A 26,999-nucleotide genomic window follows, 5' to 3' on the forward strand; every position below is an offset into this window, starting at 1 on the left:
TGGAACCCGACCATCCTCGCGACCGTCGGCCACTCACGGTTGGGAGATGCGGCGCGAGCACACGGGCGCAAGCGGCGGCGGTGCGCCGCAGGGGTTGGGCTTCAATCTGCCCGGGCCATCAGCCCAGTTGCAGGCCCGCCGCCCGGGCCGTCTCGCGCAGGAACGGCAAGCCGACCTCGATGACGTCGCGCGGGTCTTCGGCGACCGGTCGCCAGATTGCCAGCCCGCCGGCGATGTCCTGGTCGACATGGTTCATGCTCTCGAGCGTGATCGGGCCCTCGTAGCCGATGTCGGCGATCGCCTTCATGCAGGCCTGCCAGTTCAGCATGCCGCGCCCCGGCACCCCGCGGTTGGCCTCGGAGACATGCACATATCCGAGATAGGGCGCCGCTGCCTCGAACCCGGCGCCAAAGCTCTCCTCCTCGATATGCATGTGATAGGTGTCGAGATGGATGAAGATATTGTCGGCACCGATCCGTTCGATGATCCGCGCGGCGTCGATGCCGCGGTTGATGAGATGGGTCTCGTAGCGGTTGCAGGGCTCGATGCCGAGCTTCACGCCGTGCGACCTTGCCGCCTTCGCCGCCCGCTCGAGGAACCGGCACATGCCGTCGATCTCCCTGGTCGTCGCGGCGCGGCCGGTGGTCTTGCCGATCGAGCCATAGGTGACGCCGGCGAGCCCGAAGCTGCCGACCTCCTCGCAGACCCGGAAGGCCGGCTCCAGGAAATCGAGCCCGTCTTGTGGGTGCGCGCCGATGTCGAGCGCCCGGGGCAGCCCGAGCGACGGTATCAGCTCGACGCCATAATGGCCGGCAAAGGACCGCGTCCGCCGGGTGTCGATTTCCCTCGGCCTCAGCAGCGGAATTTCCAGGAGCCCGACGCCGAGCTCCTTGAGGCGATCCATTTGCGGCTCGATGCGCGAGAGATCCCAGACAGGCGCGATCGCGAAAGTGTGCAGTCCGAAGGTATTCATGAAGTCAGCCCCGTTGTTCGTGCATGGCCGCAGCCGAAAGGTCGCCGCCGCCGACGATGCGGCTGACGACCTCGCTCATGTTGGTTCCGGCGGTGGCAAGATTTGCGTCGGCCCGCCCGTGACGCAGGACGACGATGCGGTCGGTGACCGCAAGCACGTCGTTCAGGCGATGAGAGATCAGGATCACGGCAATGCCTTCCGATTTCAGCCGGCGGATGAGATCGAGCACGCTTTGCACCTCGCGCACGGCAAGGGCCGCTGTCGGCTCGTCCATGATGACGAGCTTCGGATTGAAGGTGAGCGCCCGGGCGATCGCCACGGTCTGCTGCTGGCCGCCTGAAAAGGAGCCGACCGAGCGGTTTATCGACGGCAGGTGGGCGCCGAGCCGCGCGATCATGCTTGCCGCCTCGCGGTCCATCCGGGCCTTGTCGATGAAGCCCGGAAACAGCCCGAACAGCTTCCGCGTCGGCTCGCGGCCGAGGAAGATGTTACTCGCCACGTCCTGCTGTTTCGCCAGCGACAGGTCCTGATAGATCATCTCGATACCGAGTTCGCGCCGTGCGCCGGGGTCGAGCGGCAGTACGTCCCTGCCGTCGAACTCGATCGAGCCGGCGTCGGCCCGGTAGATGCCGGTGATCGTCTTCATCAACGTCGACTTGCCGGCGCCGTTGTCGCCGACGAGGCCGACGACCTCGCCCTTCTCGACGGAGAGATCAACGCCATGCAGCACGTCGACAGCGCCAAAGCTCTTGCGGATGCCGGAAAGCGTGAGAAGGGTCATACGCGGCTCTCCCTGCGCACCTGATACTGGTCGATGAAGACCGCGAGGATCAGCACCGCGCCGATCGCCATCTGCTGGTAATAGGATTGCACCGCGAGCAGGTTGAGCCCGTTCTGCAGCACGCCCATGATCAGCGCGCCGATCATGGTGCCGAGTATGGAGCCGCGGCCGCCGAAGAGATTGGTGCCGCCGATGATCGCCGCGGTGATCGCCGTCAGTTCGTAATTGAGCCCCGCCGTCGGATCGCCGGAGTTGATGCGCGCCATGAACAGCATGCCGGCAAGCCCTGCGAGCGCGCCGGAAAGCGTGTAGAGGATACGCCTATGGCGCTCGACGCGGATGCCGGCGGCGCGCGCAGCACTTTCGGAATCCCCGAGCGCCATCGTGTGTCGGCCGAATTTCGAATAGGCGAGCACGCAATGGGCGACGATCGCGGTGACGACGAAGATGATCACCGGCATGGGAATGCCAAGCGGTCGCCCCTGGCCGACATAGACCATCACGGCCGGCAGGCCATAGATCACCCGCCCGTCGGAAATCACCAGCGCAAGCCCGCGCGCAAGGCCCAGCATGCCGAGCGTGACGATGAAGGCCGGGACGAAGGCGCGCGTGATCAGCTGGCCGTTGACATAACCGGCGGCCGCCCCGGCAAGAATGCAGGTGGCAAGCCCCACGGGCGAAGGCGCACCGAGATTGACGGCGACATAGGCGCCCGCCACGCCGGAAAGCCCCATCACCGAGCCGAGCGACAGGTCCAGCCCGCCGGACCCGATGACATAGGTCGCGGCGATCGCCAGCACGCCGATCGTCGAGGTGGCCAGCAGGATGTTCAGAAAATTGCTGAGCGACAGGAAGAACGGCGACAGCACGGCCATGACGGCGCTGAGCACGATCAGGACGATGAAGGATTCCAGCCGTATGTGCAGTTGCTCGACCGATGTTCGCTGCGCCCGCGCCCAAAGCCCGGGCTGCGCCGTTTCATGTGTCATCGTTCCCACCCACTACAAGAGGCAGCTGGCGCAGTATGGCGCGCCAGCCGGGTTCGGCAAAGCTCACTTGACGTATTGAAGCATCGGCTCCTTGCCGGCATCGAGCACGTCCTTGGTCAGTACCAGCGTTGGCACGGCGATGTCCGCCGTGACGCTTTCGCCGGCGATCGCCTTCTTGACGTTCTCGACCGCCTGTTTTCCGACGAGATAGGGAAGCTGGGCGACCGAGGCGTTGAGCCTGCCGTCCTTGATCGACTTCACCGCATCGGAGTTGCCGTCGACGCCGATGATCGTCACCTGGTCGCCCTTGCCGGCGGCATAGACCGCCTCGACTGCGCCGAGCGCCATGCCGTCATTGGCGGCGAAGATGCCGACGAGGTCCGGGTTGCGGGTCAGGATATCGTTGGTGATCGAAGCCGCCTTGCCGCGGTCCCAGTCACCGGGAAGCGAGGCCACAACCTCGAGGCCTGGCGCCTGTTCCTTCAGCCGTGCAGCAAAGCCTTGCGCGCGCCTCTGCCCGGTCACGTTGCCCGACAGGCCCTCGATCACCAGCACCGGCCCCTTGGCATCCTTGCCGAGCTTCTCGACGAGATAATCGGCACCCTGCGCGCCTGCCGCGACATTGTCCGAGCCGATGCGGAAGGTGATCTTGATGCCTTCCTTGTCGAGCACCGCCTGATCGAGGTTGCCGTCGAGATCGACGACCTTGATACCGGCGTCCTGCGCCGCCTTGAGGCACGGCAGGAGGTTGGTCGAGTTGATGGCGGCGGTGATCATCGCCACCGGCTTGCGTTCCAGCATCGTGTTGCAGAGATTGAGCTGCGGCTCGGCTGCCTGGTCGCTCTCGGCGGCTTGCAGGAAATATTTCACGCCGGCTTCCTTGGCGCCGTCCTCGACCCCCTGGCTCATGGCGCCCCAGAACGGATTGGCGAGCGTTTTCATCAGGACGCCGTATTCGCCGTCTTCGGCGATAGCAGGCGCGGCGAAGGCCATTGCAACGCCCAACGCCAAAGTAAATCGATTTATCTTTGCGACAAATGGTTGCATCGTTTCCTCCAGTTGATGTCACGCACCGTGAGTTCCAGCCAGATACGGTGCTTGCCTTCCGTCTTCGACAATCGGGGTCATTGCCGTTTTCCTCCCCCGGAATGCGGTCCGCTACCTGGCGACCCAACGGATTCCCGCATCAAGACCTTGCATGGTTCGAGCCGCGCCATCGGCGGCCCCCCTTCCCCTTCGATCCGGCGAAACAGCACGTCCATCGCCTCGATGGCGATCTGCCGGACCGGCTGCACGACCGCCGCGATCGCCGGCCACGTCACCTGCATCCACTCGGCATCGTCGAAGCCGACGAGGGAAATGTCGTTCGGGCAATGCCAGCCGCGCCGGCGGAATTCGCTGAGCGCGACCAGCGTACCCCTCAGGAACAGGGAATAGACGGCGGTCGGCCGCTCGCCCTTGGCGAAATAATCTCGCAGCGAAGACCGCAGCGGCTCGACGTCGCTTTCGGAAAGGATCACGTCGACGCGGGTATCGGCGGCGAGTTGCTGCGCGCGCTCGCGAAAGCTGTCCAGCCGGGCGCGCACCGTTGCCGCCTGCTCGCCAAGCCCCAGCACCAGGATATGGCGGTGGCCTCTCTCGACGAGCTCGCTGGCCACCTCGGCGCTCGCCGAAACACTGTCGGCCGAAACAGTGTCGAACGAGTCGTCCGCAAGCACCCGGTCGATCAGCACCCCGGTCATGCCGTTCTTCTTCATGAACCCTGCCGCCGGTCCGTGCTCGTTGCGCACCGGCGCCAGCACGACGCCGGAGACGCGCCAGTCGTGCATGCGGGCGAGGATTTCCTTTTCGCGCGTTTCCGACTCCCGGCTCGACGCCGCGACGAGCGCATAGCCGCGCTGTTCGGCCAGCCGCTCCAGTTGCGTGATCACGGAGCCGAAGAACTCGCTTTCGAATTCCGGAACGATCGCGCCGATGATGCGGCGCTTGGCGCGCCTCAGGTCCGAGGCGAGCGGATCGACGCGATAGCCGAGCAGTTCCACCGCGTCGAACACGCGCTGAACGTTCTCGGGCTTTACCGTCGAGACACCTTGCAGGACTTTCGACACCGTCGCGGCAGAGACGCCGGCGCTATTCGCCACGTCGTGGATCGACGGCCGCCGCGCATGCGCTTCCCGATGAACCATCCTCTCCTCCCGAGAGCAAGCAGTCTGCCGAGTGTCGCACAACAAGCGATAAATCGATTTTTCCGTATTGTAAATCGTTTCATTCGGCGTACAACCTGTGCGTCAGCGGTACATGTACCGAATGCATCGGAAGGAGCCGACCGGGAGGAAGAAGCCATGTCCGACAATTCGCTGCCGCTGGTGATCAGCGCGCCGGAACCGCGTACGCTCGACCTCATTTTCACCCCGCCTTCGCTTGCCCGGCTTCATGCCGGCTACCGGATCGTCGAGACGACCGACCGGGACATTGCCGCGCTGCCGGCCGACGTTCTCGCCGCGGCCCGCTACATCATCGGCCAACCGCCGATTTCGGGCGAATTGCTTGACCGGATGCAGTCGCTGCGCTGCGTCTTCAACGTCGAGACCAACCTGATCAACAACATGCCCTACGAGACGTTGTTCGAGCGCGGCATCCACGTGGTGACGACCGGCGCGGTCTTTGCCGAGCCCGTGGCCGAGCTTGGCCTTGCCATGGCGATCAATCTCGCGCGCGGGATCGTCGATGCGGATCTCGCGTTTCGCGAAGGCGAGGAATTGTGGGGCGGCGACGGCAACCGCACGGCGCGGCTCATATCCGGCGCAGATGTCGGCATCATCGGCTTCGGCGACCTCGGCAAGGCGCTGAACCGCCTGCTGTCGGGTTTCCGTACCCGCACACGGGTCTTCGATCCGTGGCTGCCGCCATCGATGCTGATAGAACACGGGGTGGAGCCGGCCTCGTTGGACGAGGTACTCTCCGAGAGCGACTACGTCTTCGTCGTCGCTTCGGTCACCAGCGAGAACCAGGGGTTCCTCGGCGCCGACGCCTTCGCGAAGATGCGCGAAGGCGCCGCGTTCATCCTGCTCAGCCGGGCCGGCGTCGTGGATTTCGAGGCATTGATGGATGCTGTAGGCACGAAGCACATCATTGCGGCCAGCGATGTCTTTCCGGAGGAGCCGCTCAGCCTCGATCATCCCGTCCGCACGCTACCGGGCTTCCTGCGCTCGGCCCACCGCGCCGGCGCCCTCGATGTCGCCTTCAAGCGCATGGGGGACATGGTGCTCGAGGACATGGACCTGATGGACCGCGGCCTGCCGCCGCTGCGCTGCAAGCGCGCCGAACGTGAAACCGTCTCGCGCATGCGCTCGAAGCCGGTGGACAGGAACTAGCCCGGCCCCATGAACAGCCCTCGATTGCGAGCCGCTGTCTTGTTTGACTTCGCGTAGCCGAAACCTAGGTAGAAGGCGACCTGCAAAACCGATCGCTCCTGCCCCTTTCAATCCCATCTGAGAGAAAAGCGATGCACTACAGAACACTCGGCCGTACCGGCCTCAGCGTTTCCGAAATCGGTTATGGTGCCTGGGGCATCGGCAACAGCGGCTGGCGGGGCGCCGACGACGAGGAGTCGGGCCGCGCGCTTAACCGGGCGATCGACCTCGGACTCACCTTCATCGACACGGCGCTCGGCTATGGCGAAGGCCACAGCGAAAGGCTGGTCGGCAAACTGCTCAAGGAACGCTCGGAGACGATCCACGTCGCAACCAAGATCCCGCCGAGGAACCGGGTGTGGCCGGCCCGCCCCGGCACGCCGGTCGAGGATGGGTTCCCCGCGGACCACGTCATCGCCTGCACTGAAACGAGCCTCAGGAATCTCGGCGTCGACACCATCGACGTGCAGCAGTTTCACGTCTGGTCGGACGAATGGGTCGGCCGTGGCGACTGGCTCTCGGCGGTCGAGCGCCTGAAGCGGGATGGCAAGATCCGCTTCTTCGGGGTCTCGATCAACGACTACGAGCCGGAAAACGCCCTCGCCCTCATCGAAAGCGGCGTCGTCGACAGCGTGCAGGTGATCTACAACGTCTTCGAACAGACGCCCGAGGAAAAGCTGTTTCCGGCCTGCGAGCGCCACAATGTCGGCGTGATCGTGCGGGTGGCCCTGGACGAGGGCGGCCTCACCGGCCAGATCCGCGCCGACACCTTCTTTCCGGAGGGAGACTTCAGGGCCAATTATTTCCGCGGTGACCGCAAGGCCGAGGTCGAGCGGCGCGCGCGCAAGATCGTCGATGACCTGGCGATCGCCCCCGACGCGCTCGCCGAGATGGCGCTGCGCTTCGTGCTCAGCCACCCGGCCGTTTCCACCGTCATCCCCGGCATGCGCTCGGTGCGCAATGTCGAGCGCAATTGCGCTATCGGCGACGGACGCGGCCTTCCGGCCGAGCAGCAGGAGAGACTGCGCGCGCACAAATGGCCGCGCAATTTCTATCGCGATTGAACCTTCGATCGACGTTTCGCAACGCTCGAACCGCCTTCCCAAGGCCGCCGGCGCCCCACGGACGCTCGCGGCCCGCGCCTACGCTCACGACAAGCCCGTCCCGAGGGAACGGAAGCGGCGCATGATGGTTGGAACTCCACGTATTGCACGCGAAGTGCAGAGAAGAACATTGGAGGTTCCACCATGTTGAACAGAGTGTTGGTTGCGGCTGCGATGCTCACGGTTGTTGCGTCGCCCGTCTTTGCACAGGCCGATATCAAGTGCGATCAGGCGGGGATGACGAAGCTCGAGACCGACGTCAGCCAGATCACCGATGCGATGAAGAAGGACTACGCCAACAAGGAACTCGCCATGGCTAAAAAGGCGATGAACGCCAAGGAGATGGACAAGTGCAAGACGCACATGTCCAACGCGATGAAGGGTAACGAGCCGATGTAGCGGCCGGCAAGCGCAAGGGCGCGCGACCCTCTGCGGAGGCGGCGCTCCCTCGCACATTGAGAGCAGTTCCACGAAAAGTGTGTAACGGTTTTCCGTCCGGAATTGCGTGGTCTCAAAGAGTTAGATCATTTCACTGTTTCAATGAAACAATGAAATGATCTAGAGCCATCCGATTAGCTCGAGCGTCTGGTAGCCGGCCAAAAGCGTGATCAGGGATCCGACGAGCCGCAGGAGCGTCTTCTCTTGCAACGCCTTGACGACCCATCCTGCAAGAGGCGCCGCAAAAACACCCCCGATGATCAGGCCGCCAACAGACGTGAAGTAATGGTGGGATTCACCGGCTTGTTCCCAATGGCCGGTTACAATCGTGGCGAGGAAGCTCAGCGACACTGAAAGTGCGATCAGGAATTCGGTCGCATTGACCGTTCCGATCACGTATCGCGGCTGTCCACCGGCGCCAAGCAGACCGGTGGTGGCGACAGGCCCCCAGCCGCCACCGCCCGCCGCATCCAGAAATCCGGCGATTGCGCCGAGCGGCGCTACAACTCTCAGCTTCACGGGATTGGTGGGAATACGACGAAACGACCGCAACAACAGCCAGCTCCCAACGACAGCGAGATAGGCTGTGACGAATGGCTTGACCTGATCTCCCTCAAACGAGGTAAGGACAAAAGCACCGAGCATACCCCCGCCAACACCAAACGGGATCAGTCGCCGAAACAGCTTCCAGTCGATGTTGCGATGATAAAGATGAGCCGACCCCGAAGCGGCGGTGGTGAACAATTCCGCGGCATGCGCTGAAGCTGACGCTTGCGCCGGCGGCACCCCAAAGGCGAGGAGCACCGTCGAAGAGATCACCCCATAGGCCATCCCAAGAGCACCATCGACCAATTGGGCCAGAAACCCGACTACCGCAAACAGCAGGAAGTCTTCTATCAGAGGCTCCGCCCATAAGTTGCGTCGCAGCAGCCTGGCGTATGCAACGCACACACGGAGGCCCTATGGCTCGACCAAGTTGCAGTCGGAATGCTCTTGGCAAGCAGAAAACGGACCATGCGCCGGGCTTGTTCCCGGGATGTGGCCAATTTCAGCGCTTGGCGCGGAAGGAAGGCGTGAGCGGTTTTCCACTCGTACTCCGCTTAAGCCATTGAAATCGAGTACGAACTGGCCGCCAAAGAAGAAAGCCGGGGCAAAACACCCCGGCTTCCTTTTGCCTCTTGGGAGGTAGGGGCATGCCGCGCCACGCATCCAGGATGCACAAGGGACGCGGCACGCTTGCAAATGGCGCATAACCCCGAAAATCGATGCGATTTTCGGGGTTATGCGCGTCCTCTTAGTTCTTTGCCTTGTCGACCAGCTTGTTCTTGCCGATCCAGGGCATCATGCCGCGCAGCTTCGCGCCGACTTCCTCGATCTGGTGAGCGTCATTGACACGGCGGATGCCCTTGAAGCGGGCGGCACCCGAGCGGTACTCCTGCATCCATTCCGAGGTGAACTTGCCGGTCTGGATGTCCTTGAGAACCCGCTTCATCTCGGCCTTGGTTTCTTCGGTGATGATGCGCGGGCCGGTGACGTATTCGCCCCACTCGGCGGTGTTGGAGATCGAGTAGTTCATGTTGGCGATGCCGCCTTCATAGATCAGGTCGACGATCAGCTTCACTTCGTGCAGGCACTCGAAATAGGCCATTTCCGGAGCATAACCAGCTTCGACCAGCGTTTCGAAACCGGCACGGATGAGTTCGACCAGACCGCCGCAGAGAACCACCTGTTCGCCGAAGAGGTCGGTTTCGCACTCTTCCTTGAAGTTGGTTTCGATGATGCCCGAGCGGCCGCCGCCGACGCCGCAGGCGTAGGAGAGCGCGAGATCAAGCGCGTTGCCGGAAGCGTTCTGGTGAACGGCAACGAGGCAGGGAACGCCGCCGCCCTTCTGATATTCGCCGCGAACCGTGTGGCCCGGGCCTTTCGGCGCGATCATGACGACGTCGACCGAGGCCTTCGGCTCGATCAGGCCGAAATGGACGTTGAGGCCGTGCGCGAAGGCGATCGCCGCACCGTCGCGGATGTTGTCGGCGATCTCGCCCTTGTAGATGTCGGCCTGCAGCTCGTCCGGCGTCGCCATCATGATCAGGTCGGCCCACTTGGCGGCTTCCGCGACCGAGAGAACCGAAAGACCGTCGGCCTCGACCTTGGCAGCGGTTGCCGAGCCCGGCTTCAGCGCGATGCGGATTTCCTTGGCGCCCGAGTCCTTGAGGTTCAGCGCATGGGCGCGACCCTGGCTGCCATAGCCGACGATGGCGACCTTCTTGGACTTGATCAGGTTGAGATCGGCATCACGATCGTAATAGACGCGCATCGAATTTTCCTTCCATTTGCTGGTCTGTTGTTCCACTGGCTGGCCCAAACGCACCCCGGAAGATCCCCTTGATCTTCGCAAAGGCTTATGCGTCCGTTTGAGACCCGCCGCTACCCTTTCTTGCCGTGGAGCGTAAGAAAGGCGTCGACCGCCCGCTCCGCCCTGCGGCTGAAACCCTTCTTCATCTCGCTCGGCTCCTCGCCGAGCAGCATCCGCAAATGCCAGTCGGAAACGACGAGACCGTAGAGCGCACCATAGGTCTCCTCGGCATCGTCGAAGGCGAGAAGCCCCGCCTTCCGGCCGGCTTCGAGCAACGCGGCGGCGCGCCGGCCGATCTGGCGACGACCGCGCTCCTGCAGCATGTGCCCGAGCTTCGACCCCTCGCGGCTCGCCTGGCCGATCGCCAGCCGGTTCAGCGCCAGCGACACATCTCCGGCGAGCACGTCGAGAAGGTCCCTGGCAAAGGCGACGAGATGCCGGCGGAGGCCCTCCGCATCGAGCGCCCCGGCGGAAACGTCGAGTGTCCTGACCTTGCTCGCCTGGTAGCCGATCATCGCCGAAATCAGCCCGTCACGATCGCCGAACCATTTATAGAGGCTTTCCTTGGAGCAATTGGCGGCCCGCGCGATGCCCGCCGTCGTCAGCGCCTTCTCGCCGCCGTCAACGAGCAGTCTCAGCGCCTGTTCGAGCACGGCGCCCTGACGCTCGGTCAGACCGCTTCCGGCACTTGCCCCCCTGCTCTCCAAGACACCCTGCACTTCGCCATCGCTCCGTCAGTACCGTACGGTACGGTTCGCATGTTTTTAGTGCGATGGCGCGGGAGCGTCAAGGCGATTTTGTGAGGAAATGAATGCGGCGGGGAAAGTGCCAGCAACCGGTGGCCGGCCATGCGTCTCGACGAGGTCAGACCTTCACGAGCATCGCCGTCCCGTACATGAAGGCGACGCCCGTCGTCAGCCCTGCGATCGTGGCCGGCGCGAGGAGCGCCGTTGTCCCACGTCCGTCGGACCGCATCAGATAGGCGGCGACCTCGACTATGACCTGCAGTATGGCTCCCGCTCCGACTGCCAGAGCCAGGGCCGACCATTGTGGCGCGTAGGCAAGGCTGCCGATCCAGAGACCGACGACGGCGGGTCCTCCGGCGAGCAAGGCCAGCGCCGCAAAGATCCAGAGCGCCGGCCGCTTCTTCAGCAGCGGCGCCGAAATTCCGATGCCTTCGGTGATGTTGTGCGCCATGAACCCCAGCACCAGGAACGAGCCCAAACCCGCCGCTCCTGCCGCGAAGGCCGCACCGATTGCCAACCCTTCGCCGAGATTATGGAGGCCGATGCCGAGCGCGATGAAGGTTGCAAGCGCCACCCCGCTCGGCGCGCCCTGACGTCTGCCGACTGCCATCAGCAAAAGGAAGCTGGCGGCCGCCGCAAGCCAGACCATCGCCTGCCCCTGGAAGATGGCCGCCGCCTCGCCCGCCAGCTCGAACGCTTCTGCCGTGGCATCGACGAGAAGGAACGCCAGCAGCCCGACGGTCAGTGCGAGCAGGAAATCCATGCCGTCACGGCCGACGCCACGGAGGGCGGGATAGAACATCATTCCGATCGTCACGGGTACGAACCCGACAAAGACGCCGAGCAGCGCTTGCGACAGAAGGCTCGTGGCGTTGTGCGCCGGCGTCGGCACGGCGACTGCGATTTCATGCTCGAACGTCGCCCCAGTGTTGGTGACGATGTTGATCGCGTGCGCCTCCCCCAGCACCCACGGGAACGGCAAATGAATCCAGGCCGTCGACCCACGGCTGATCGGCCCGGGCGGATCCTGCGTGAACTGCCAATAGGCGTCGTCGACCTGGACCTGGGCGATCGTCATCGGCTCCGAACCGCCGGCGCGGACGAGGACGCGGATACCGTCATCCGACAGGATCGTCCGCTCGAAGGTCAGGGTTTCGACAGGTGGGGCGCCATTGCCGAAGCGCTGCAACGGATTGGTAACCACAAGCCAGACGATCGCCAGGCCAAGTGCGGCCATGGGCAAAATGAGCCACAGCAGCGCCGCACGGGATTTGCGCGCCGGGCCGGCGGTCTGGTCGGCTGCCGTTATGCGGGAGACCTCGTTCATGCGATCGCCTCCACGACATCAAACATGCCCGACCAGCCGAGTTCGGTGAACTCCGATTGGTGCGGATGGAACATGTAGAGGCCGGGCTCGTGGTCCTTGAACGAAAATTCGATGATGCCGCGCTGGGCCTGGCACTGGGTGATCAGGTCCACTGTCTTGAGGGTCGGTGCCAGGGTCGTTCCCTGGTCGAAATAATCGAAGAAATTGCCGTGCAGGTGGAACGAGTTGATCGGGTCGAATTCGACGATGTTGGCAAGATAAATGCGAACCGGCCTGTCCCGCACGATCCGGATCGGCCGCTTCATGTAGGCATGCGCGACCGTGTTCACCGCGTAGACTTCGTTCTCGTTGTCGAAATTGGTGTCGAAGCCGTTCATCACCATGGCGAATTCCTGCCACTCGGCGTTTTCCGGCGTGCCGAGAAGGCGGGAACGGGCAATGTCGGTGAGCTCTGGATGCCTGGCGGGATCGGGGTCGATGACGAAAAGGCCGTACATGCCCTTCTGGATGTGCCGCTTCAGCGGAAGCGCATGGCAGTGGTAGAGATGGCAGCCGAACGGCCGCGCGTCGAATTCGTACACGAACTCGTCGCCGGGATCGATCAGGCCCGCGCCGGGAACGCCGTCCATGCGCGCCGCGTGAATGCCATGGAAATGCATTGAATGAGGGTGCGAACCCAGGTTCCTGAAGACGATCCGTAGCCGGTCACCCTCGGTCGCCCGGAGCGAGGGGCCGGGCACGCGCCCGTTATAGGTCCACGCCGGGAACATGATCCCGGGCGCAATTTCGATTTCCCTGTCGATCGCCTCCACTTCGAATGTACGAAGGTTCCGGCCGTCGGGCAGCCGGGAAACGGTACCCGTATCCCACTCCGTCAGCAGCTTCGCGGTCTCGAAACCATTGCGCGCTTCATCGACGTCACCGACGGTGATCATCGCTCCGTGGGCCGAACCATGGCCCAGCAAGGGCGAAGCGGCCGTATGCGCTGAATGGCCGGCCGAATAGTCTGATTGAGCGAGCGACGATCCACTCGCACAGATCACGCTCCCACCGGCAGCCGAAACGCCGCCCCAGAGCAGTCCACGTCTGGTGATTTCAAACGGCCCCCATTTGGTCATGCGGGCACTCCATCGTTAGTACGATCAAATAAAATAAGCACAAGACAGGAAATATAGCAATGGCTAAGTCATGAGACAGGGTCCGGTTCGATGCGCGGGAGTTCACAGGGTGAGACATTTTTAGCCATTGCTATGATTTCGACAGAGGCCTACGATGTCGCGCAAGGAGCCATACGATGTCCGACCAGACAGCCAGATCTGAAGAGATCACGATGCCCCTCATCGACCCGGAAACCCAGGTCGAGAGCTTCCGCCAGACCCGGAGCAACCGGCGGACGGAGCTTGTCGAGGACTATGTCGAGCTGATTGCCGACCTGATCGATGACAACGGTGAGGCAAGGCAGGTCGAGATCGCGCAGCGGCTTGGCGTTGCCCAGCCAACGGTGGCGAAAATGCTGAAGCGGCTGGCCGCCGAAGAATTGATCGTCCAGCGGCCGTACCGTGGCGTTTTCCTGACGGCCGCCGGACGGGAAATCGCCGAAAGGTCAAAGGCGCGCCACGAGATCGTCGTCTCGTTTCTCCTCGCGCTGGGCATCAGCCCAGCCACCGCCCGCATCGATGCCGAGGGCATCGAGCACCACGTCAGCGACGAAACGCTCGAAGCCTTCGGGCGCTACATCCGCCGCGCGGACCGCAAGGCGCAGTAATCCTCAAGTGCTGCTCCTTTGCGCGTATGAGCAGACGCGTGGCGCTGTAGTCACCTCATCGCCGTCTCAAGGTCGCCAGCCATGCACCGCCGCCTCCACGAAGGCGGCGACCGCAGCGACGCTCGGCACGCGCGCCCTTTCGGGATGGATCATCAGATAGGCGGGCCGATCAGCCACGGTGGCCGGCTCGTCGACGATCTCGAAGCGCGGATCGTGCCGGACGGAGAGCTCCGGCAGCATCACCTCGGCGCCGAGCGCAAGCGCGGCTTCGGTCAGGATCTCGAGTTTATCGGCGGTGAGCACGACGCGGGCCTCCGGCCTTGCCCGATCGAGCGCCAGCATTTCCGGTACATGCGCAAGCGTATCGCGGTAGCGCACGACCGGATGCTCGCCCGGCAGAAGGCCGGCGGGGCGGCAGAGCCGGAAGCGGATCGCGCCGATGCGCTTGATCCGCGTCGTGTCCTCGCCGGTGCGGCCGAGGCGCACGGCGATGTCGGCCTCGCGGCGCTCGAAGCTCAGCGCCTGGTCGTCAGCCACGAGGTCGAGGGTGATCCCGGGATGGCTGCGCTCGAGCTCGCCAAGCGCCGGCGCAATGATGTGGGCGAGAACGAAGCTGACGCTCGTCATGCGCACATGGCCGTGAAGCTCGGCCGTCGCCCGCTTCAGCGCTGCCATCGACAGCGACGCCTCCTCCGAAATTGTCTGCAGCCGGTCGAGCACCGTGGCAAGCACCGGTGTCGGCGTAAGCCGTCCACCGATGCGGTCGAAAAGCGCCGCCCCGATCCGCCGCTCGAGCGCCGCGAGCCGGCGTGCAATCGTCGTCTGGTCAACGCCGAGAGTGCGCGCGGCGGCACTCAGTGTCCCGCCCCGAATGATGTGGTCGAGCAATTCGAGGTCAGCCCAGCTCTCTGCATTCATGCAGGTTCATCTCCGAAAACTTCGACTTCATCGGCGTTTTCGCGGAGCATAGGGTGAAGCATCCGAACAGGCAATGGAGCCCGCCATGACGACCTCGCCCTTCACCCTCTTCTCCCTCGCCGGCCGCGAGCCCGTGCCACCGGCGCTTGGCGAAGCCACGCTGATCCTTATCGACTATCAGAACGAGTATCTTTCCGGACCGCTGACGCTCGTCGCCGCGGAAGCCGCCGTCGGGCACGCCGGCGTCCTGCTTGCCGCCGCGCGGCAGGCTGGCGCGAAGATCATCCATGTCGCGCACAAGGGTGCGGCTGGCGGGCCCTTCGATCGTGCCGCCGAACGGGGCGCGTTCATCGACACGCTGAAACCGCTTCCCTCCGAGGCGATCGTCGAAAAGCCGCGTCCGAACGCCTTCTCCGGCACCGGCCTTGCCGATCTCGTCGGCCCCTCCGGCACGAAGGTCGTGATCGCCGGTTTCATGACCCACAACTGCGTGTCCTCGACGGCGCGTGCCGCGCTCGATCTCGGTTACGAGATCACTATCGCGGGCGATGCCTGCGCCACCCGCGACCTCCCTTCGCCGGCGGGCCCCGTCACGGCGCGTGAACTGCATATCGCCGAACTTGCCGCACTCGCCGATCGCCATGCCTGCGTCACCGACGTCGCGACACTCACCCTCCGGAAAGGCGAGGCAGCCTAAGCTGTTGGTGAAGATGACATTTCGGGCGCCGGCCATCCGCCGGCGCATCGGACACATTACAAAAATATAATGATCTCAATGCTTTTCGCTGATCTCGTTCATCTCTATTTTGAGAAGCAATGAACGCAAGCGAAGCGGTGAGGCCATGAGCAAGGCAGCGAAGACGATCAGGGACGAGGCGACGGCGCTCAAGCCCACCCCCGCCAATGTGCGTGTCATCCCGGCAGCCGCGCCGCCGGTTCGCCGGAAGCGCCGCTCGCGCCTCTGGATCGCCGTGCCCGTTATCCTCGCCGTGCTCGGCGCGGGCTATTATGCCTGGAGCCAATACGGGTCAGAGCCGACGACCGCCATGATCACGCAGGTCGTCGCTCGCGGCGACATCGAGGACAACGTCACGGCCGTCGGCACCCTCGACGCCATCAACTCCGTCGATGCCGGCGCACAGGTTTCCGGCCAGTTGAAATCGCTCCATGTCGAGATTGGCGACAAGGTCGAAGCAAACCAGCTTGTCGCCGAAATCGACCCGGCCACGATCGAAAACCGCATCGAAATCGACCAGGCGGAACTCGCTAATCTCGAGGCGCAGCTCGTCTCGAAGAAGGCGCAGCTCGTGCTGAAGCAGGCGAATATCGAGCGCCAGCGCAATCTGGTCGCGACCAACAGCGTTTCGCAATCGACGCTTGACCAGGCGGTCGCCGATCATGCTGCCGCCGGCGCCGATGTGAAAGCCATCGAGGCGCAGATCCGCAAGCAGAAGGCGACGCTCGCCGGCGACAAGGTCGATCTCGGCTACACCAAGATCTATGCGCCGATGGCGGGCACGATCGTCGCCAATCCGGCCAAGGAAGGCCAGACCTTGAACGCCAACCAGACGACGCCGACGATCGTCACCATCGCCGATCTTTCGACGATGACGGTGAAGGCGCAGGTCTCCGAGGCTGATGTCGGCAAGCTCAAGATGGGCATGGACGCCTATTTCACCCTGCTCGGCCAGCCCGGCAAACGCTTCACCGGCAAATTGCGGCAGATCCAGCCGATGCCGGACACGGAAAACAACGTCGTCCTCTATTACGCCCTCTTCGACGTGCCCAACCCGACGGGCGAGCTGATGATGTCGATGAGCGCCCAGGTCTTCTTCGTCGAGGCTGCGGCCAAGGACGTCCTCGTCGTCCCGAGCGCAGCGATCCATGCGAACGGCGAAGGCAGGGCGCAGGTGACCGTCGTCACGCCCTCGGGCGCGACCGAGAACCGCGCAGTCGAGGTCGGCATCCGCAACCGCGTCAGCGCCGAGATCGTCAGCGGTCTTGAGGAAGGCGACCGCGTCGTCGTCGACGCGGCGTCCGCCTCGACCGGCGACAGCGCCCGCGGTAACCGTGCGCGCGGCATCCGCATGCCGCCGATGTTCTGAGCGCGCCCATGACCACGCTTCTCTCGCTCAGGGACGTCAGCAAGACCTATTTCAACGGCGATCTCGCCGTCGAGGTGCTGCACGATATCTCGCTCGACATCGAGGCCGGCGAATTCGTCGCGATCATCGGCCAGTCCGGCTCCGGCAAGTCGACGCTGATGAACATTCTCGGCTGCCTCGACCAGCCGACCTCGGGCGAATACCTGATCGATGGCGAACGGGTCTCCGGCTTCGACGGCGACGAGCTGGCGGCGCTGCGCCGCCGCACCTTCGGCTTCGTCTTCCAGGCCTACAACCTGATCCCGACCGCGAGCGCCAGGGAGAATGTCGAGGTGCCGGCCGTTTATGCCGGCATGCCTGCGCGCGACCGGCACGACCGCGCCGAGGACCTGCTGAAATCGCTGAAACTCGGCGAGCGGCTTGACCATCGCCCGAGCCAGCTTTCCGGCGGCCAGCAGCAGCGCGTCTCGATCGCCCGGGCGCTGATGAACGGCGGCCGCGTGATCCTCGCCGACGAACCCACCGGCGCGCTCGACAGCCAGAGCGGCGACGAGGTGATGGCGCTCCTGCGCGAGATGAACGAGAACGGCCACACCGTGATCGTCATCACCCATTCGCGTGAGGTCGCCGAGCAGGCGGACCGGCTCATCGAAATCCACGACGGCCGCATCATCGCCGACCGGACGAAGAAGGGGCGCAGCAATCCGGAGGCTGCAATCGGCCTCGCCCAGCGCACGCGCGAAGGCTTCGCCGCGATCGCCGATGTCTCCGAGGCGGTGAAGATGGCGATGCGGGCTTTGCGCGCCAACCTCTTCCGCACCATCCTCACCCTGCTCGGCATCGTCATCGGCGTCGGTTCGGTGGTCGCGATGCTGGCGATCGGCACCGGCGCGCAGGACTCCGTCCTGAGCCGCATCTCCTCGATGGGATCCGATCTCCTGCTTGTCCGCCCGAGCATGGCCAATTTCCGCGGCAGCGCCGGCGGCAGCAACGTCACGCTCGTGCCGGCCGATGCCGACGCGATCCAGGAGCTACCGAACGTCGCCTTCGCCGTGCCGGAAATGACAAGCACGGTGACGCTCAGGCGTGGCAATGTCGACTACCAGACGACGGCGAACGGCACGGTGCCGCAGTTCACGGCGGCGAAATCCTGGAACATAGGTCGCGGCGAGTTCATCAACCGCAACGACATGGAAAGCTACGCACCGGTCGCCGTCCTTGGCGAAACCGTGGTGAAGACGCTATTTGCGGACGGGTCCGACCCGATCGGCCAATATGTGCTGGTCAACAAGATCCCCTTCCAGGTGATTGGCGTGATGAGCGAAAAGGGCGCCAGCGCCGGCGGCAACGACCAGGACGACGTGGTCCTCGTACCGCTGACGACCGGCAGCATGCGCATCTTCGGCCAGCGCAACATCCGCACGATCACTGTCGAGGTGAAGGACTCTTCCGCCATCGACCTGACGCAGGATCGCATCCAGGCGCTGCTCAACGAGCGGCACAAGAAGGAAGACACCCAGATCACCAACATGTCGTCCGTACGCGAGGCTTTCACCGAGACGTCGAACACGATGAAGCTCTTCCTGGGGTCGGTCGCGGCGATTTCCCTGCTTGTCGGCGGCATCGGCGTCATGAACATCATGCTTGTCAGCGTCAGTGAGCGGACGCGCGAAATCGGCGTGCGCATGGCGACCGGCGCGCGCGAGCGCGACATCCTCGTGCAGTTCATCGTCGAGGCGCTGGTCGTTTCCGCGATCGGCGGAGCGATCGGAGTCGCTGCCGGACTGGGCACCGGCGCCCTTGCCAAGACCTTCGGCATGCCGGTGAGCTTCACCATCGGCCCCGTGGCGCTCGCCTTCGCCTGCTCCTTCCTCACCGGCCTGCTCTTCGGCTTCCTGCCCGCCCGCAACGCCTCCCGCCTCCAGCCAGCGGTGGCTCTCAGCGCGGATTAATCCGGATGAGGAAAGCTGGCGCTTCCGCCCGCATGGCGCCTTGTATCTGCCTCCCGGCGACGAGAAAGCACGCCACTCACAGCGCAGGACACCGGAGCCGCGAGGACACCTGTCGCCTCACACCGACGGTTCGATCACTGCGACGAATTTTTGCGCCAGATCCTGTGAAGCCGCCTTCCGCGGGTGGAGCTCATCGTTCCACCGCCCCTGCACGACGTTCTTCAGGTTGACGAGGGTGACATTGTCCTGGGCGCGTTCAATCCGCTCGAGCATGTCGTAGAGGCGGTCAACGAGATAGGTGAGAATGCCTTCGATGAGCGCGTCGTCGCCCCCCAGGCTGAAGCCGCGGCGGGTGAAGGGCTGGCCGAGCCACGGTCCGTTCGCCACCGGCTTTGGAACGTCGTAGCCATGGACCAGCATCTGCGTCCGCTTTGGAGTCGACAGGATCGCAACGTCGCGCGCGATCTCGTTATAGCCGTCCTCGAGCGAGCGCACCTTCCGGTCAAGGACATCCAGGCGGAGAAAACTTCTCGGATCGCCGGGCGTGCCGGAGGTCCGCGGCCGCAGCAGTTCCGTCAGGGCGCCGCCGCCGAGGATGTCGTTGCCGCCTCCGGAAAAGATGAAGAAGTCGAAGGAGGCGGATTTCACCAGCTGGCGGTAATCCTTCTTCTGCCGCATCTGCTCGAAAGTATCCCCCGGATAGGCGACGTTCTGGGCGTAGTAGCGCCCCTCGAGGATATCGAAGAATGTCGGCGCGTAGCCAGCCAGAGCCGACAGCGGCCAGAGGATGTTGATCCAGGAATCGCCATCCGCGCAGATGCGGATGCCGCTCGCCTTACGCGCGGCCATCGTGTCTGCGGGCAAGGCCGAAGACTGTAGCGCACGCACGGCCTGTTCGTCCGTCAGGTAGCGGCCTTGCGCATCCTTGACGTGATAGACGAGACAGATTCCGGGGTCTTTCTCGAGGAACACCGACGCGGTGCCGGCAGCCTCCTTGGCCGCCTTCCGGCTGACCTCGCCCACATCTGCCTCGGCGGCCTTGCCGCCCGCCTTCCGCGATTTTTTCCCCTCCGCGCTTTCCATGATCGCGCCCCCGAACAATCGAAAATAAATAACACATATCCGGGTATCGGAACAGATCGGCGCAATCCTGGATAGATTCGCTTCGGCCACCAAGGCGGGCTCTGTGGTGCTCGCGACGCGGAGAAATGGCGCGAATGGCGCCATTGCCACAATTTTGCTTCACGCAGTCGGCAAAGTTCGCTCGCTATCCAGCGGATGGCAGGGGAATACCGAATTTTTGTTTCGTTAGAGTTGGGCCAGAACCCTCGCGGTTCGCCCGCCTGTTGGGGCCGTGTTGCAGCGTTCGACGCAATACGGGAACGTCACCGTTCTGCGCGCTGGATAGAGAAACAGAACAAGAGCGGACTCGGCTCGGCCGAGCCCGACGGTGTCTTATTGCGCGTTCGAGCGAGCGCGTAATGGCGTTCTAGTGCTTTGATTCCAAAGCACTTTACTCGCTTCCAGTGTCTCCGCGTAGAGGCGGACGGATCTAGCAGTGAACGCACACCGAAAGATGGCAAGGAGACTCAAGCCATGAGGGTTATAGCGTTTCTCGCCGCAATGTATGTCGCCTTTACAATGCCGGATACGGCTACCGCCGGCATGTTGGCCCAGGCCCAGCAATTTACCGGACTGCATGAAGTCAAGAACAACAGGCGGCTGCGCGCCGCCCTCGGCATAAACCCCGCCCGCACGCCATGGTGTGGCCATTTTATGGGCATGATTGCCCGGAAGTCCGGCCGACAGCCGCCCAAAGCCTATAGTTTCGCAAGTTCTTGGCTGCACTTCGGCGCACCGGTGCGCCTCGCCTATGCGCGTCCAGGCGACGTCATCGTCGTGCGCACCGGTCGCGGCTACCACGTCGGGATCCTCTCCGCCCTATCCAGGTCGACCGCACAACTGATCGGCGGCAACCAATCGGGGCGTGTTCAGCTGTCGCAGTTCAGCCGAAGACAGGTCGTCGCCGTACGACGATAGCCGAGAGAAGCGGCCACTGCATGTCTCCTGAGATCGGAGCCGATCCAGGGATAAAACATGCAGCAATTCGAAGTGCTACAGCGCCCTTCGCGCGTCTCATGAGACGCGCGCGCTGTAGCGCCTCAGATCCTCTGCGCGCCGGCGATCCGCTCCCAGCGGCGGCCGTTCGATTGAGACTGGCGGGCGAAATAATCATAAGGGGTCCTCGACCAGTCGCGAACCGAGTTGGTCATGTTGTCGAGGACGAGGTCGCCTTCGCTGGTACGCACGGTCAGCACCGTGTGCCCCTCGCCGCGATAGCGGGCGACCGTCAAGAGCAGCGCCGAGGCGGGCCAGCCGCGCTTGAGCAATTCGCGCTTCTTCAGAATGGCGAAATCCTCGCAGTCACCGTAAGCCGTGGGCACGCGCCAATCATCATCCCGGCCGACATTTGCCAGATCGCTTCGCTCCCTGATGCGCGCATTGACCGCGCGGTTGATCTGCTGCAACTCGCTCGCCTTTTCCGGATGCAGGACGACCAGCTTGCTTCCGCCGCCGGTGCTGCACAGGCGCGGCTCGCGCGTGCAGAACGAGGAAAAGGCCGGTGGCGCAAAAGCCTTGCCGCCGGTCCTCATTGTCGTACCGGCATCGGCCACCTGCGGCATCACGAACAGCAACAGAGATGCGGCCTGAGCGATGAACAATTTCATGAATTTTCCCTCCAACGGCGGGCGTAACGCTCCCGAGCCCAACTACACATAATCAATGGGGATTAACTCAAGGTTGATTAACCCGAAATTGGGCGATGTTATGGCCCAACTACTAATAATTCGTAACTTGACCCGTTAGCGCTTTACGCGAATTATTTACTACTTATTTCAAATATTTATTTGTTGGAGTTGTGTAATGTCCAAATTAAACAAGTCCGTATTAAGAATTTTCTTTATCCTCTCAACAGCATCAATAGCATCAGTAGTTCTCACGCCGGACGCGCATGCGGTACAGAGACAGCGTATGACTGCAAAACAATGCGGCGCGCTGACGGAAGATAACTTCGCGGCCTGTTGTGTAGCGCTTAACCGCTCAAAAATCCTCACTCCCGCACAAATCAAGATGTGCCCTCCACTGTCGACAGCAACTATAAAGGGTGCCGCGACGGGCGGAGATGAGCGCAGCGACGCCAGCCCGCCCAAAGGCAGTGGCGGTGGAAAAGGCGGCGGCACTGGTGGCAGCGGCGGCACTGGCGGCAGCGGTGGTAGCGGCGGTGGCGGTGGCGGCGGCAGCAGCCCTCCCCCTCCTGACGACGGTGATGGCGGCGGCAACAATGGCGGCGGCAACAGCGGCGGCGGCGGCAACAGCGGCGGCGGCGGCAACAGCGGCGGCGGCGGCAACAGCGGCGGCGGCGGCAACAGCGGCGGCGGCGGCAATGAAGGCGGCGGCGGCAATGAAGGCGGCGGCGGCAACGAAGGCGGCGGCGGCAATGAAGGCGGCGGCGGCAACGAAGGCGGCGGCGGCAATGAAGGCGGCGGCGGCAACGAAGGCGGCGGCGGCAATGAAGGCGGCGGCGGCAACGAAGGCGGCGGCGGCAACGAAGGCGGCGGCGGCAACGAAGGCGGCGGCGGCAATGAAGGCGGCGGCGGCAACGAAGGCGGCGGCGGCAACGAAGGCGGCGGCGGCAACGAAGGCGGCGGCGGCAACGAAGGCGGCGGCGGCAACGAAGGCGGCGGCGGCAACGAAGGCGGCGGCGGCAACGAAGGCGGCGGCGGCAACGAAGGCGGCGGCGGCAACGAAGGCGGCGGCGGCAACGAAGGCGGCGGCGGCAATGAAGGCGGCGGCGGCAATGAAGGCGGCGGCGGCAACGAAGGCGGCGGCGGCAATGAAGGCGGCGGCGGCAACGAAGGCGGCGGCGGCAACGAAGGCGGCGGCGGCAACGAAGGCGGCGGCGGCAACGAAGGCGGCGGCGGCAACGAAGGCGGCGGCGGCAACGAAGGCGGCGGCGGCAACGAAGGCGGCGGCGGCAACGAAGGCGGCGGCGGCAACGAAGGCGGCGGCGGCAACGAAGGCGGCGGCGGCAACGAGGGCGGCGGCGGCAACGAAGGCGGCGGCGGCAACGAAGGCGGCGGCGGCAACGAGGGCGGCGGCGGCAACGAAGGCGGCGGCGATCAGGGCGGCGACCAGGACGACAACAACCAGGGCGACGACAAAGGCAAGGCCGGCGGCAAGGACAAGGCCGAGGGCAAGAGCAAGCACGAGGCCGGCGACAAGAACAAGGACAAGGCCGGCGGCAAGGGCAAGGACAAGGCCGGCGACAAGAACAAGGACAAGACCGGCGGCAAGAACAAGGACAAGGCCGGCGGCAAGAACAAGGACAAGGCCGGCGGCAAGGGCAAGGACAAGGCAGGCGACAAGAACAAGGACAAGGCCGGCGGCAAGGGCAAGGACAAGGCCGGCGGCAAGGGCAAGGACAAGGCCGGCGGCAAGGGCAAGGACAAGGCCGGCGGCAAGAACAAGGACAAGCCCGGCGGCAAGAACAAGGACAAGGCCGGCGACAAGGCGCCCGGTAAAGGCGATGACAAGGCGCCCAGCAAGGGTGCTGACAAGACACCTGGCAAGGTTGATGACAAGGCACCCGGCAAAGGCGGCGATAACGGCGCAGGTGAAGGCGGGCAAGCCAATAATGGCAAAGGCAACGGCGGCAGTGACGGAATTCCCGGCAATTCCGAGCAAAGCGACGACAACCGTTGATGCACGCACGGCGCGTTCCAATGAACGCGCCGTGCAACCTGCGCACTCTATAACTTTATAAAAGCGCGCGCGGCAGGAAATCCCGCCGCTTTCAGGCCTAACCTGAATGCGGCGTGATCTGCCGAGATTGGCGGGTTCCCGTAGCCTTCATGCGACTGGAAAGACGCACGGCTACAAGGGCCCGCCTCTTTTCGCTCTTATCCATCCGGCGATGGTTTCTTTATACCGGCGGAAACCGCGGAGTGGTCGTCCCCGTAGACCCACGACATTTCTTGCGATGCGCGCAAACGCCCGCAATCAACGATCGTCAGTGGTCATGCGCGGATCGGGAGATCGGTGTGCTACACCAGACCGCCTCTTCGCATTGGGCCACGACCGACAGGTTCTCGGTGGTTCACCGCGCCGTTGACAGTGAGACCAATCCTTTGAAACGACGCGATTTCCAGGAAAATTCGTTACGAACTTCCTTCAGAAACGAATAGCGACCCCGATGATCGGCCCGTGCTCGATCACGTCGTATGTGAAACCGTCATTGCTGTAGTCGACGCCCATGGCGCGATAGCCGGCAAGGGCAGAGATCCGGTCGTTGATGTTGTAGCCGATCGCCCCGACCAAGTCCCAGTCCAGGTCGGCCTCACCGGCGCCAACGAGCCCCCAGCCGGTAACGTACCACTCCGGCGTGAACGAATAGAGGCCGCGCAGGCCGACCAGCCCGTCGACCCAGGTTTCCTTGTCTTCTCTCGAAACACCGTCCAGAATGCCGCCCCTGAACGAAATCTCCGTGTCCGCCGACCAGACCTTGACGCCGCCGATGACATCGAGACGGGCGCTGCTGTCGTCGACGACATTATAGCCGGCGCCGAGAAGACCGGAAAAGGTTGACGTTTTCACATCGACCTTGTCGGCGAAAATTCCACGCGGCGTGGCCGAATCGGTCGATACCTTCGAGTATTGCAGATCCGTGAAGATGCTGAAGCGGCCGTATCTCGCTTCGCCCGCCGCCATGAGGCCGAAATCGAGGTCGGGAATGATGTCGCTGAAGCTCTGGTCGATCTCGACCGTCGGCAGGCCGAACGACGCCGTATCTCCCTCGAGCCCGGCCATCCAGAAATAGGGCGCAAAGGAGAAGGTCCAGCCTTCGGGGCTCTCTTCGGGCTGAGGTTGAGGCGCCAGCGCCGGCAGGATATCCGCCGCGTGAACCGGGCCGCTTGTTGCCAGCGCGAGAAACGGAGCAAGGACGCAGATTGACGCAACTCTCATGACAGTTCCCCCCGCGCCGCTTGGCGCTTTCGCTGCGTGACCGCCCTCCAGGGGGAGCGGCGGCATTCCCTCTACTGCATGTTCCCTTAAATCTGAGCCGACTCAGGGACAAAAACATGCACCAACTCAAAGTACCACAACGTACTTCGCACGTCGGATAAGACGCGCGGCGCTGTAGAGAGCCGTTGCGTGCTCCGACGATTCGCAAGGCCGATGCAACGCATTGAATTGCTGGATGATTTTCTCGGCAGGCCCGCGCTCGATCCAGCAAATCACAGAGCCGGACTATCCCACAGCTACGCAGCCTAGACAAGAATTCGCAGCTGACACACGCACGAGAGGATCTCCGTGTGGCTTTCGCGCACCTGCTCCATCGCCCACTTCGGCGGGCGGGATGGCAACCTTTCAGCAACCCCTAGTGCTGATAATGCCGGCGCAATCGAGGACCGAATCGGATGGCCAAGGCGAGTTCAAAAAGGCGGAAGCGCGGCACGAGCCGGAAGGGCAATGGCGGCGGCATGGTGCCGTGGTATGTCGCGGCGGTCCTTATGATCGGCGGGATCGCGGCCTATGACCATCGGGCGAAACTGCCGGATCTGCCCGGCGCCTCCGAGGTGGTCGCCATGCTTTCACCGAGCGAGACGAAGACAAGACCGGTGGCCGCGCGGGCCACACCGAAGCCGAAAGAGCATACCGGCTCGATCGCCAGGAAGCCGGAGCTCGCCTCCCCTTCCCCGATCGTCGGAAAGCCAGCGCTCGTTCCTCCCGCTCCGGTCGGGCGACCGATGGAGCAGCCGACGCCCCGGTTTGCCGACGCCGACACCTTTTATTTTTGCGGCATTCGCAACGATAACTGCGTTGTCGACGGTGATACCTTCCTTTTCAAGGGCGAAACGATCCTGATCGCCGACATCGACGCGCCCGAGACGAAGGAGGCGAAATGCGAGGCGGAACGCGCGCGCGGCTTCTACGCCAAGCAACGGCTGCGCGAGTTGCTGAACGCTGGTCAATTCACGCTCGTCGCGTCCAGGGGCAGCGGCGGCAAGGAAGGCGGAACCCCGCATCTGGTGATGCGCAACGGAAGATCGTTGGGCGACGTTCTCGTCTCCGAAGGGCTTGTGCGCAAACGAGCCGGAGAGCCATCCTCCTGGTGCGGCCGCTCCGTCGCTCGCGTCTCCGGCTGATCCATATCACCCCTTCATTTGGGCGCCCACTCAGCCGAAGCGTTCGTGATCGGCGAGCACCGCCTCGATCACGCGGCGCGATTTCTCCACTTCGAGGCGATCGGTGCCTGGAACCTCGGCATAGACGATGAGCGCCTTCCAGAGCGTCCAGCCCCGCCCGCGCGCCCAAGTCGCTTTGTCGAGCGGCAGCGCGGCGCGGAACACCTCGCGACTCTCCCCGTGAAAAAAGGTCCAGGCGACCGAGAGGTCGCACGAGGGATCGCCGACGCCCGAGGTGCCGAAATCGATGACGGCGCTCAACCGGCCGTCCTCGACCAGAAGATTGCCGGAACTTACGTCGCCGTGGAACCAGACCGGCGCGCCGTACCAGGTCGCTGCGAGCGCCGCTTCCCAGACGGCGCGTGCCGCATCCGTATCGATCCTGCCCTCAAGGGCTTCAAGCGCGAGGCGCGTTTCCCCGTCATAGACGGTGAGCGGTCCGCCCCGGAAAAAATTGTGCTGCCCTGGCGGCGGCCCGTCGGTGGCGTCGACCTCCCGCAGAGCGACAAGGAACCTGGCCAAGGTCGTCGCGAAGGCACTGAGATCGGCGACAGGCGCATGGGTCGCGATCTCGCCCTCGCGCCACTTGTAGACCGACCACGGCCAGGGATAGCCTTCACCGGGCCGGCCTTGAGCCAAGGGCACGGGAATGGGAAGCGGCAGGCGCGGGGCAAGGACCGGCAGCCATCGCTGTTCCTTCTCGACCTGAAGCGCATAGGGCGCGGCGCTCGGCAGCCGCACGGTCATGTGGCTGCCCAGATGGAAGGTCCGGTTGTCCCACCCGCCGAACCGGACAGGGCTGATCGGAAGATGCGCCCACTCTGAAAATTGCGCGGCGATCAACCGGCTGACGAGAGATGCGTCGATGTTCATCATATCCACAGTTGCA

25 protein-coding genes are annotated in these 26,999 nt (G+C 63.9%); 10 read left to right on the top strand and 15 right to left on the bottom strand.

Going from position 1 to position 26,999, the window contains the following annotated elements:
* Positions 1-118: 118 nt before the first annotated feature.
* The 5 genes from FKV68_RS13295 to FKV68_RS13315 form a co-directional block, all read right to left on the bottom strand.
* Positions 119-973, bottom strand: coding sequence for a sugar phosphate isomerase/epimerase family protein (locus tag FKV68_RS13295; RefSeq protein WP_180938285.1), 855 nt, complete (start codon positions 971-973; stop codon positions 119-121).
* A 4-nt stretch (positions 974-977) separates the two neighbouring features.
* A complete protein-coding gene (locus FKV68_RS13300) occupies positions 978-1,754 on the bottom strand; it encodes an ATP-binding cassette domain-containing protein (RefSeq protein ID WP_180938286.1) in 777 nt (258 codons plus the stop codon).
* The gene (locus tag FKV68_RS13305) at positions 1,751-2,743 is read right to left on the bottom strand and encodes an ABC transporter permease (RefSeq protein WP_180938287.1); all 993 of its coding nucleotides are present in this window, start codon (positions 2,741-2,743) and stop codon (positions 1,751-1,753) included. The genes FKV68_RS13300 and FKV68_RS13305 overlap by 4 nt, the downstream gene beginning before the upstream one ends.
* Before the next feature lie 63 nt (positions 2,744-2,806).
* Positions 2,807-3,790 (bottom strand): sugar ABC transporter substrate-binding protein, encoded by a 984-nt coding sequence (locus FKV68_RS13310; RefSeq protein ID WP_180938288.1) that lies wholly within the window; start codon positions 3,788-3,790, stop codon positions 2,807-2,809.
* A 77-nt stretch (positions 3,791-3,867) separates the two neighbouring features.
* The gene (locus tag FKV68_RS13315) at positions 3,868-4,929 is read right to left on the bottom strand and encodes a LacI family DNA-binding transcriptional regulator (RefSeq protein ID WP_180938289.1); all 1,062 of its coding nucleotides are present in this window, start codon (positions 4,927-4,929) and stop codon (positions 3,868-3,870) included.
* A gap of 156 nt (positions 4,930-5,085) precedes the next feature.
* Between FKV68_RS13315 and FKV68_RS13320 the strand changes: the two genes are divergently transcribed.
* The 3 genes from FKV68_RS13320 (at position 5,086) to FKV68_RS13330 (ending at position 7,658) form a co-directional block, all read left to right on the top strand.
* Complete coding sequence (locus FKV68_RS13320; protein ID WP_180938290.1) at positions 5,086-6,117, top strand: hydroxyacid dehydrogenase; 1,032 nt, start codon at positions 5,086-5,088, stop codon at positions 6,115-6,117.
* Positions 6,118-6,248: 131 nt separating this feature from the next.
* Positions 6,249-7,220 (top strand): aldo/keto reductase, encoded by a 972-nt coding sequence (locus FKV68_RS13325; protein WP_180938291.1) that lies wholly within the window; start codon positions 6,249-6,251, stop codon positions 7,218-7,220.
* A 183-nt stretch (positions 7,221-7,403) separates the two neighbouring features.
* A complete protein-coding gene (locus FKV68_RS13330; protein WP_180938292.1) occupies positions 7,404-7,658 on the top strand; it encodes a hypothetical protein in 255 nt (84 codons plus the stop codon).
* Positions 7,659-7,817: 159 nt separating this feature from the next.
* On the opposite strand, the gene FKV68_RS13335 is transcribed toward FKV68_RS13330, so the two are convergent.
* The 5 genes from FKV68_RS13335 to FKV68_RS13355 form a co-directional block, all read right to left on the bottom strand.
* A complete protein-coding gene (locus FKV68_RS13335; RefSeq protein WP_180941502.1) occupies positions 7,818-8,594 on the bottom strand; it encodes a sulfite exporter TauE/SafE family protein in 777 nt (258 codons plus the stop codon).
* Positions 8,595-8,991: 397 nt separating this feature from the next.
* Positions 8,992-10,011 carry a ketol-acid reductoisomerase gene (gene ilvC / locus FKV68_RS13340; RefSeq protein ID WP_173509929.1) on the bottom strand — a complete coding sequence of 340 codons (1,020 nt, stop codon included), beginning with the start codon at positions 10,009-10,011 and terminating at the stop codon, positions 8,992-8,994.
* 110 nt (positions 10,012-10,121) lie between these two features.
* Entirely contained in the window at positions 10,122-10,769 is a 648-nt protein-coding gene (locus tag FKV68_RS13345; protein ID WP_180938293.1) for a TetR/AcrR family transcriptional regulator, read from the bottom strand.
* Between the two features lie 145 nt (positions 10,770-10,914).
* Entirely contained in the window at positions 10,915-12,123 is a 1,209-nt protein-coding gene (locus tag FKV68_RS13350; RefSeq protein ID WP_245181902.1) for a ZIP family metal transporter, read from the bottom strand.
* Positions 12,120-13,241 carry a multicopper oxidase domain-containing protein gene (locus tag FKV68_RS13355; protein ID WP_180938294.1) on the bottom strand — a complete coding sequence of 374 codons (1,122 nt, stop codon included), beginning with the start codon at positions 13,239-13,241 and terminating at the stop codon, positions 12,120-12,122. Before FKV68_RS13355 ends, FKV68_RS13350 begins: the two co-directional genes overlap by 4 nt.
* A gap of 176 nt (positions 13,242-13,417) precedes the next feature.
* On the opposite strand from FKV68_RS13355, the gene mntR reads away from it, so the two are divergent.
* Positions 13,418-13,888 (top strand): manganese-binding transcriptional regulator MntR, encoded by a 471-nt coding sequence (gene mntR, locus FKV68_RS13360; protein ID WP_180938295.1) that lies wholly within the window; start codon positions 13,418-13,420, stop codon positions 13,886-13,888.
* A 66-nt stretch (positions 13,889-13,954) separates the two neighbouring features.
* Here mntR and FKV68_RS13365 read toward each other — a convergent pair whose 3' ends face one another.
* Positions 13,955-14,806, bottom strand: a complete 852-nt coding sequence (locus FKV68_RS13365; protein ID WP_180938296.1) for a LysR family transcriptional regulator — start codon at positions 14,804-14,806, stop codon at positions 13,955-13,957.
* Positions 14,807-14,891: 85 nt separating this feature from the next.
* On the opposite strand from FKV68_RS13365, the gene FKV68_RS13370 reads away from it, so the two are divergent.
* The 3 genes from FKV68_RS13370 to FKV68_RS13380 all read left to right on the top strand — a co-directional run bounded on the left by FKV68_RS13370 (position 14,892) and on the right by FKV68_RS13380 (position 18,863).
* Positions 14,892-15,503, top strand: coding sequence for a cysteine hydrolase family protein (locus FKV68_RS13370; protein WP_180938297.1), 612 nt, complete (start codon positions 14,892-14,894; stop codon positions 15,501-15,503).
* Positions 15,504-15,648: 145 nt separating this feature from the next.
* Positions 15,649-16,911, top strand: coding sequence for a macrolide transporter subunit MacA (gene macA / locus FKV68_RS13375; RefSeq protein ID WP_180938298.1), 1,263 nt, complete (start codon positions 15,649-15,651; stop codon positions 16,909-16,911).
* Positions 16,912-16,919: 8 nt separating this feature from the next.
* Positions 16,920-18,863 carry a MacB family efflux pump subunit gene (locus FKV68_RS13380; protein ID WP_180938299.1) on the top strand — a complete coding sequence of 648 codons (1,944 nt, stop codon included), beginning with the start codon at positions 16,920-16,922 and terminating at the stop codon, positions 18,861-18,863.
* A gap of 117 nt (positions 18,864-18,980) precedes the next feature.
* Here FKV68_RS13380 and FKV68_RS13385 read toward each other — a convergent pair whose 3' ends face one another.
* Complete coding sequence (locus FKV68_RS13385; protein WP_180938300.1) at positions 18,981-19,946, bottom strand: hypothetical protein; 966 nt, start codon at positions 19,944-19,946, stop codon at positions 18,981-18,983.
* 513 nt (positions 19,947-20,459) lie between these two features.
* Here FKV68_RS13385 and FKV68_RS13390 point away from each other — a divergent pair.
* Positions 20,460-20,903, top strand: a complete 444-nt coding sequence (locus FKV68_RS13390) for a TIGR02594 family protein (RefSeq protein ID WP_180938301.1) — start codon at positions 20,460-20,462, stop codon at positions 20,901-20,903.
* Between the two features lie 122 nt (positions 20,904-21,025).
* On the opposite strand, the gene FKV68_RS13395 is transcribed toward FKV68_RS13390, so the two are convergent.
* Positions 21,026-21,592, bottom strand: coding sequence for a transglutaminase-like cysteine peptidase (locus FKV68_RS13395; RefSeq protein ID WP_180938302.1), 567 nt, complete (start codon positions 21,590-21,592; stop codon positions 21,026-21,028).
* A 304-nt stretch (positions 21,593-21,896) separates the two neighbouring features.
* Here FKV68_RS13395 and FKV68_RS33640 point away from each other — a divergent pair, with 304 nt between their 5' ends.
* On the top strand, positions 21,897-23,627 hold the full coding sequence (locus FKV68_RS33640; protein ID WP_180938303.1) for a hypothetical protein: 1,731 nt from the start codon (positions 21,897-21,899) through the stop codon (positions 23,625-23,627).
* 468 nt (positions 23,628-24,095) lie between these two features.
* On the opposite strand, the gene FKV68_RS13405 is transcribed toward FKV68_RS33640, so the two are convergent.
* Complete coding sequence (locus FKV68_RS13405) at positions 24,096-24,887, bottom strand: hypothetical protein (protein ID WP_180938304.1); 792 nt, start codon at positions 24,885-24,887, stop codon at positions 24,096-24,098.
* Between the two features lie 455 nt (positions 24,888-25,342).
* Here FKV68_RS13405 and FKV68_RS13410 point away from each other — a divergent pair, with 455 nt between their 5' ends.
* Positions 25,343-26,071, top strand: coding sequence for a thermonuclease family protein (locus tag FKV68_RS13410; protein WP_180938305.1), 729 nt, complete (start codon positions 25,343-25,345; stop codon positions 26,069-26,071).
* A 30-nt stretch (positions 26,072-26,101) separates the two neighbouring features.
* Here the strand turns inward: FKV68_RS13410 and FKV68_RS13415 are convergent, their stop codons facing one another.
* Entirely contained in the window at positions 26,102-26,986 is an 885-nt protein-coding gene (locus tag FKV68_RS13415) for an aminoglycoside phosphotransferase family protein (protein ID WP_180938306.1), read from the bottom strand.
* Between the last annotated feature and the right edge of the window lie 13 nt (positions 26,987-26,999).

The sequence above is a fragment of the Sinorhizobium mexicanum genome (assembly GCF_013488225.1).
GTDB classification, from domain to species: Bacteria; Pseudomonadota; Alphaproteobacteria; order Rhizobiales; family Rhizobiaceae; genus Sinorhizobium; species Sinorhizobium mexicanum.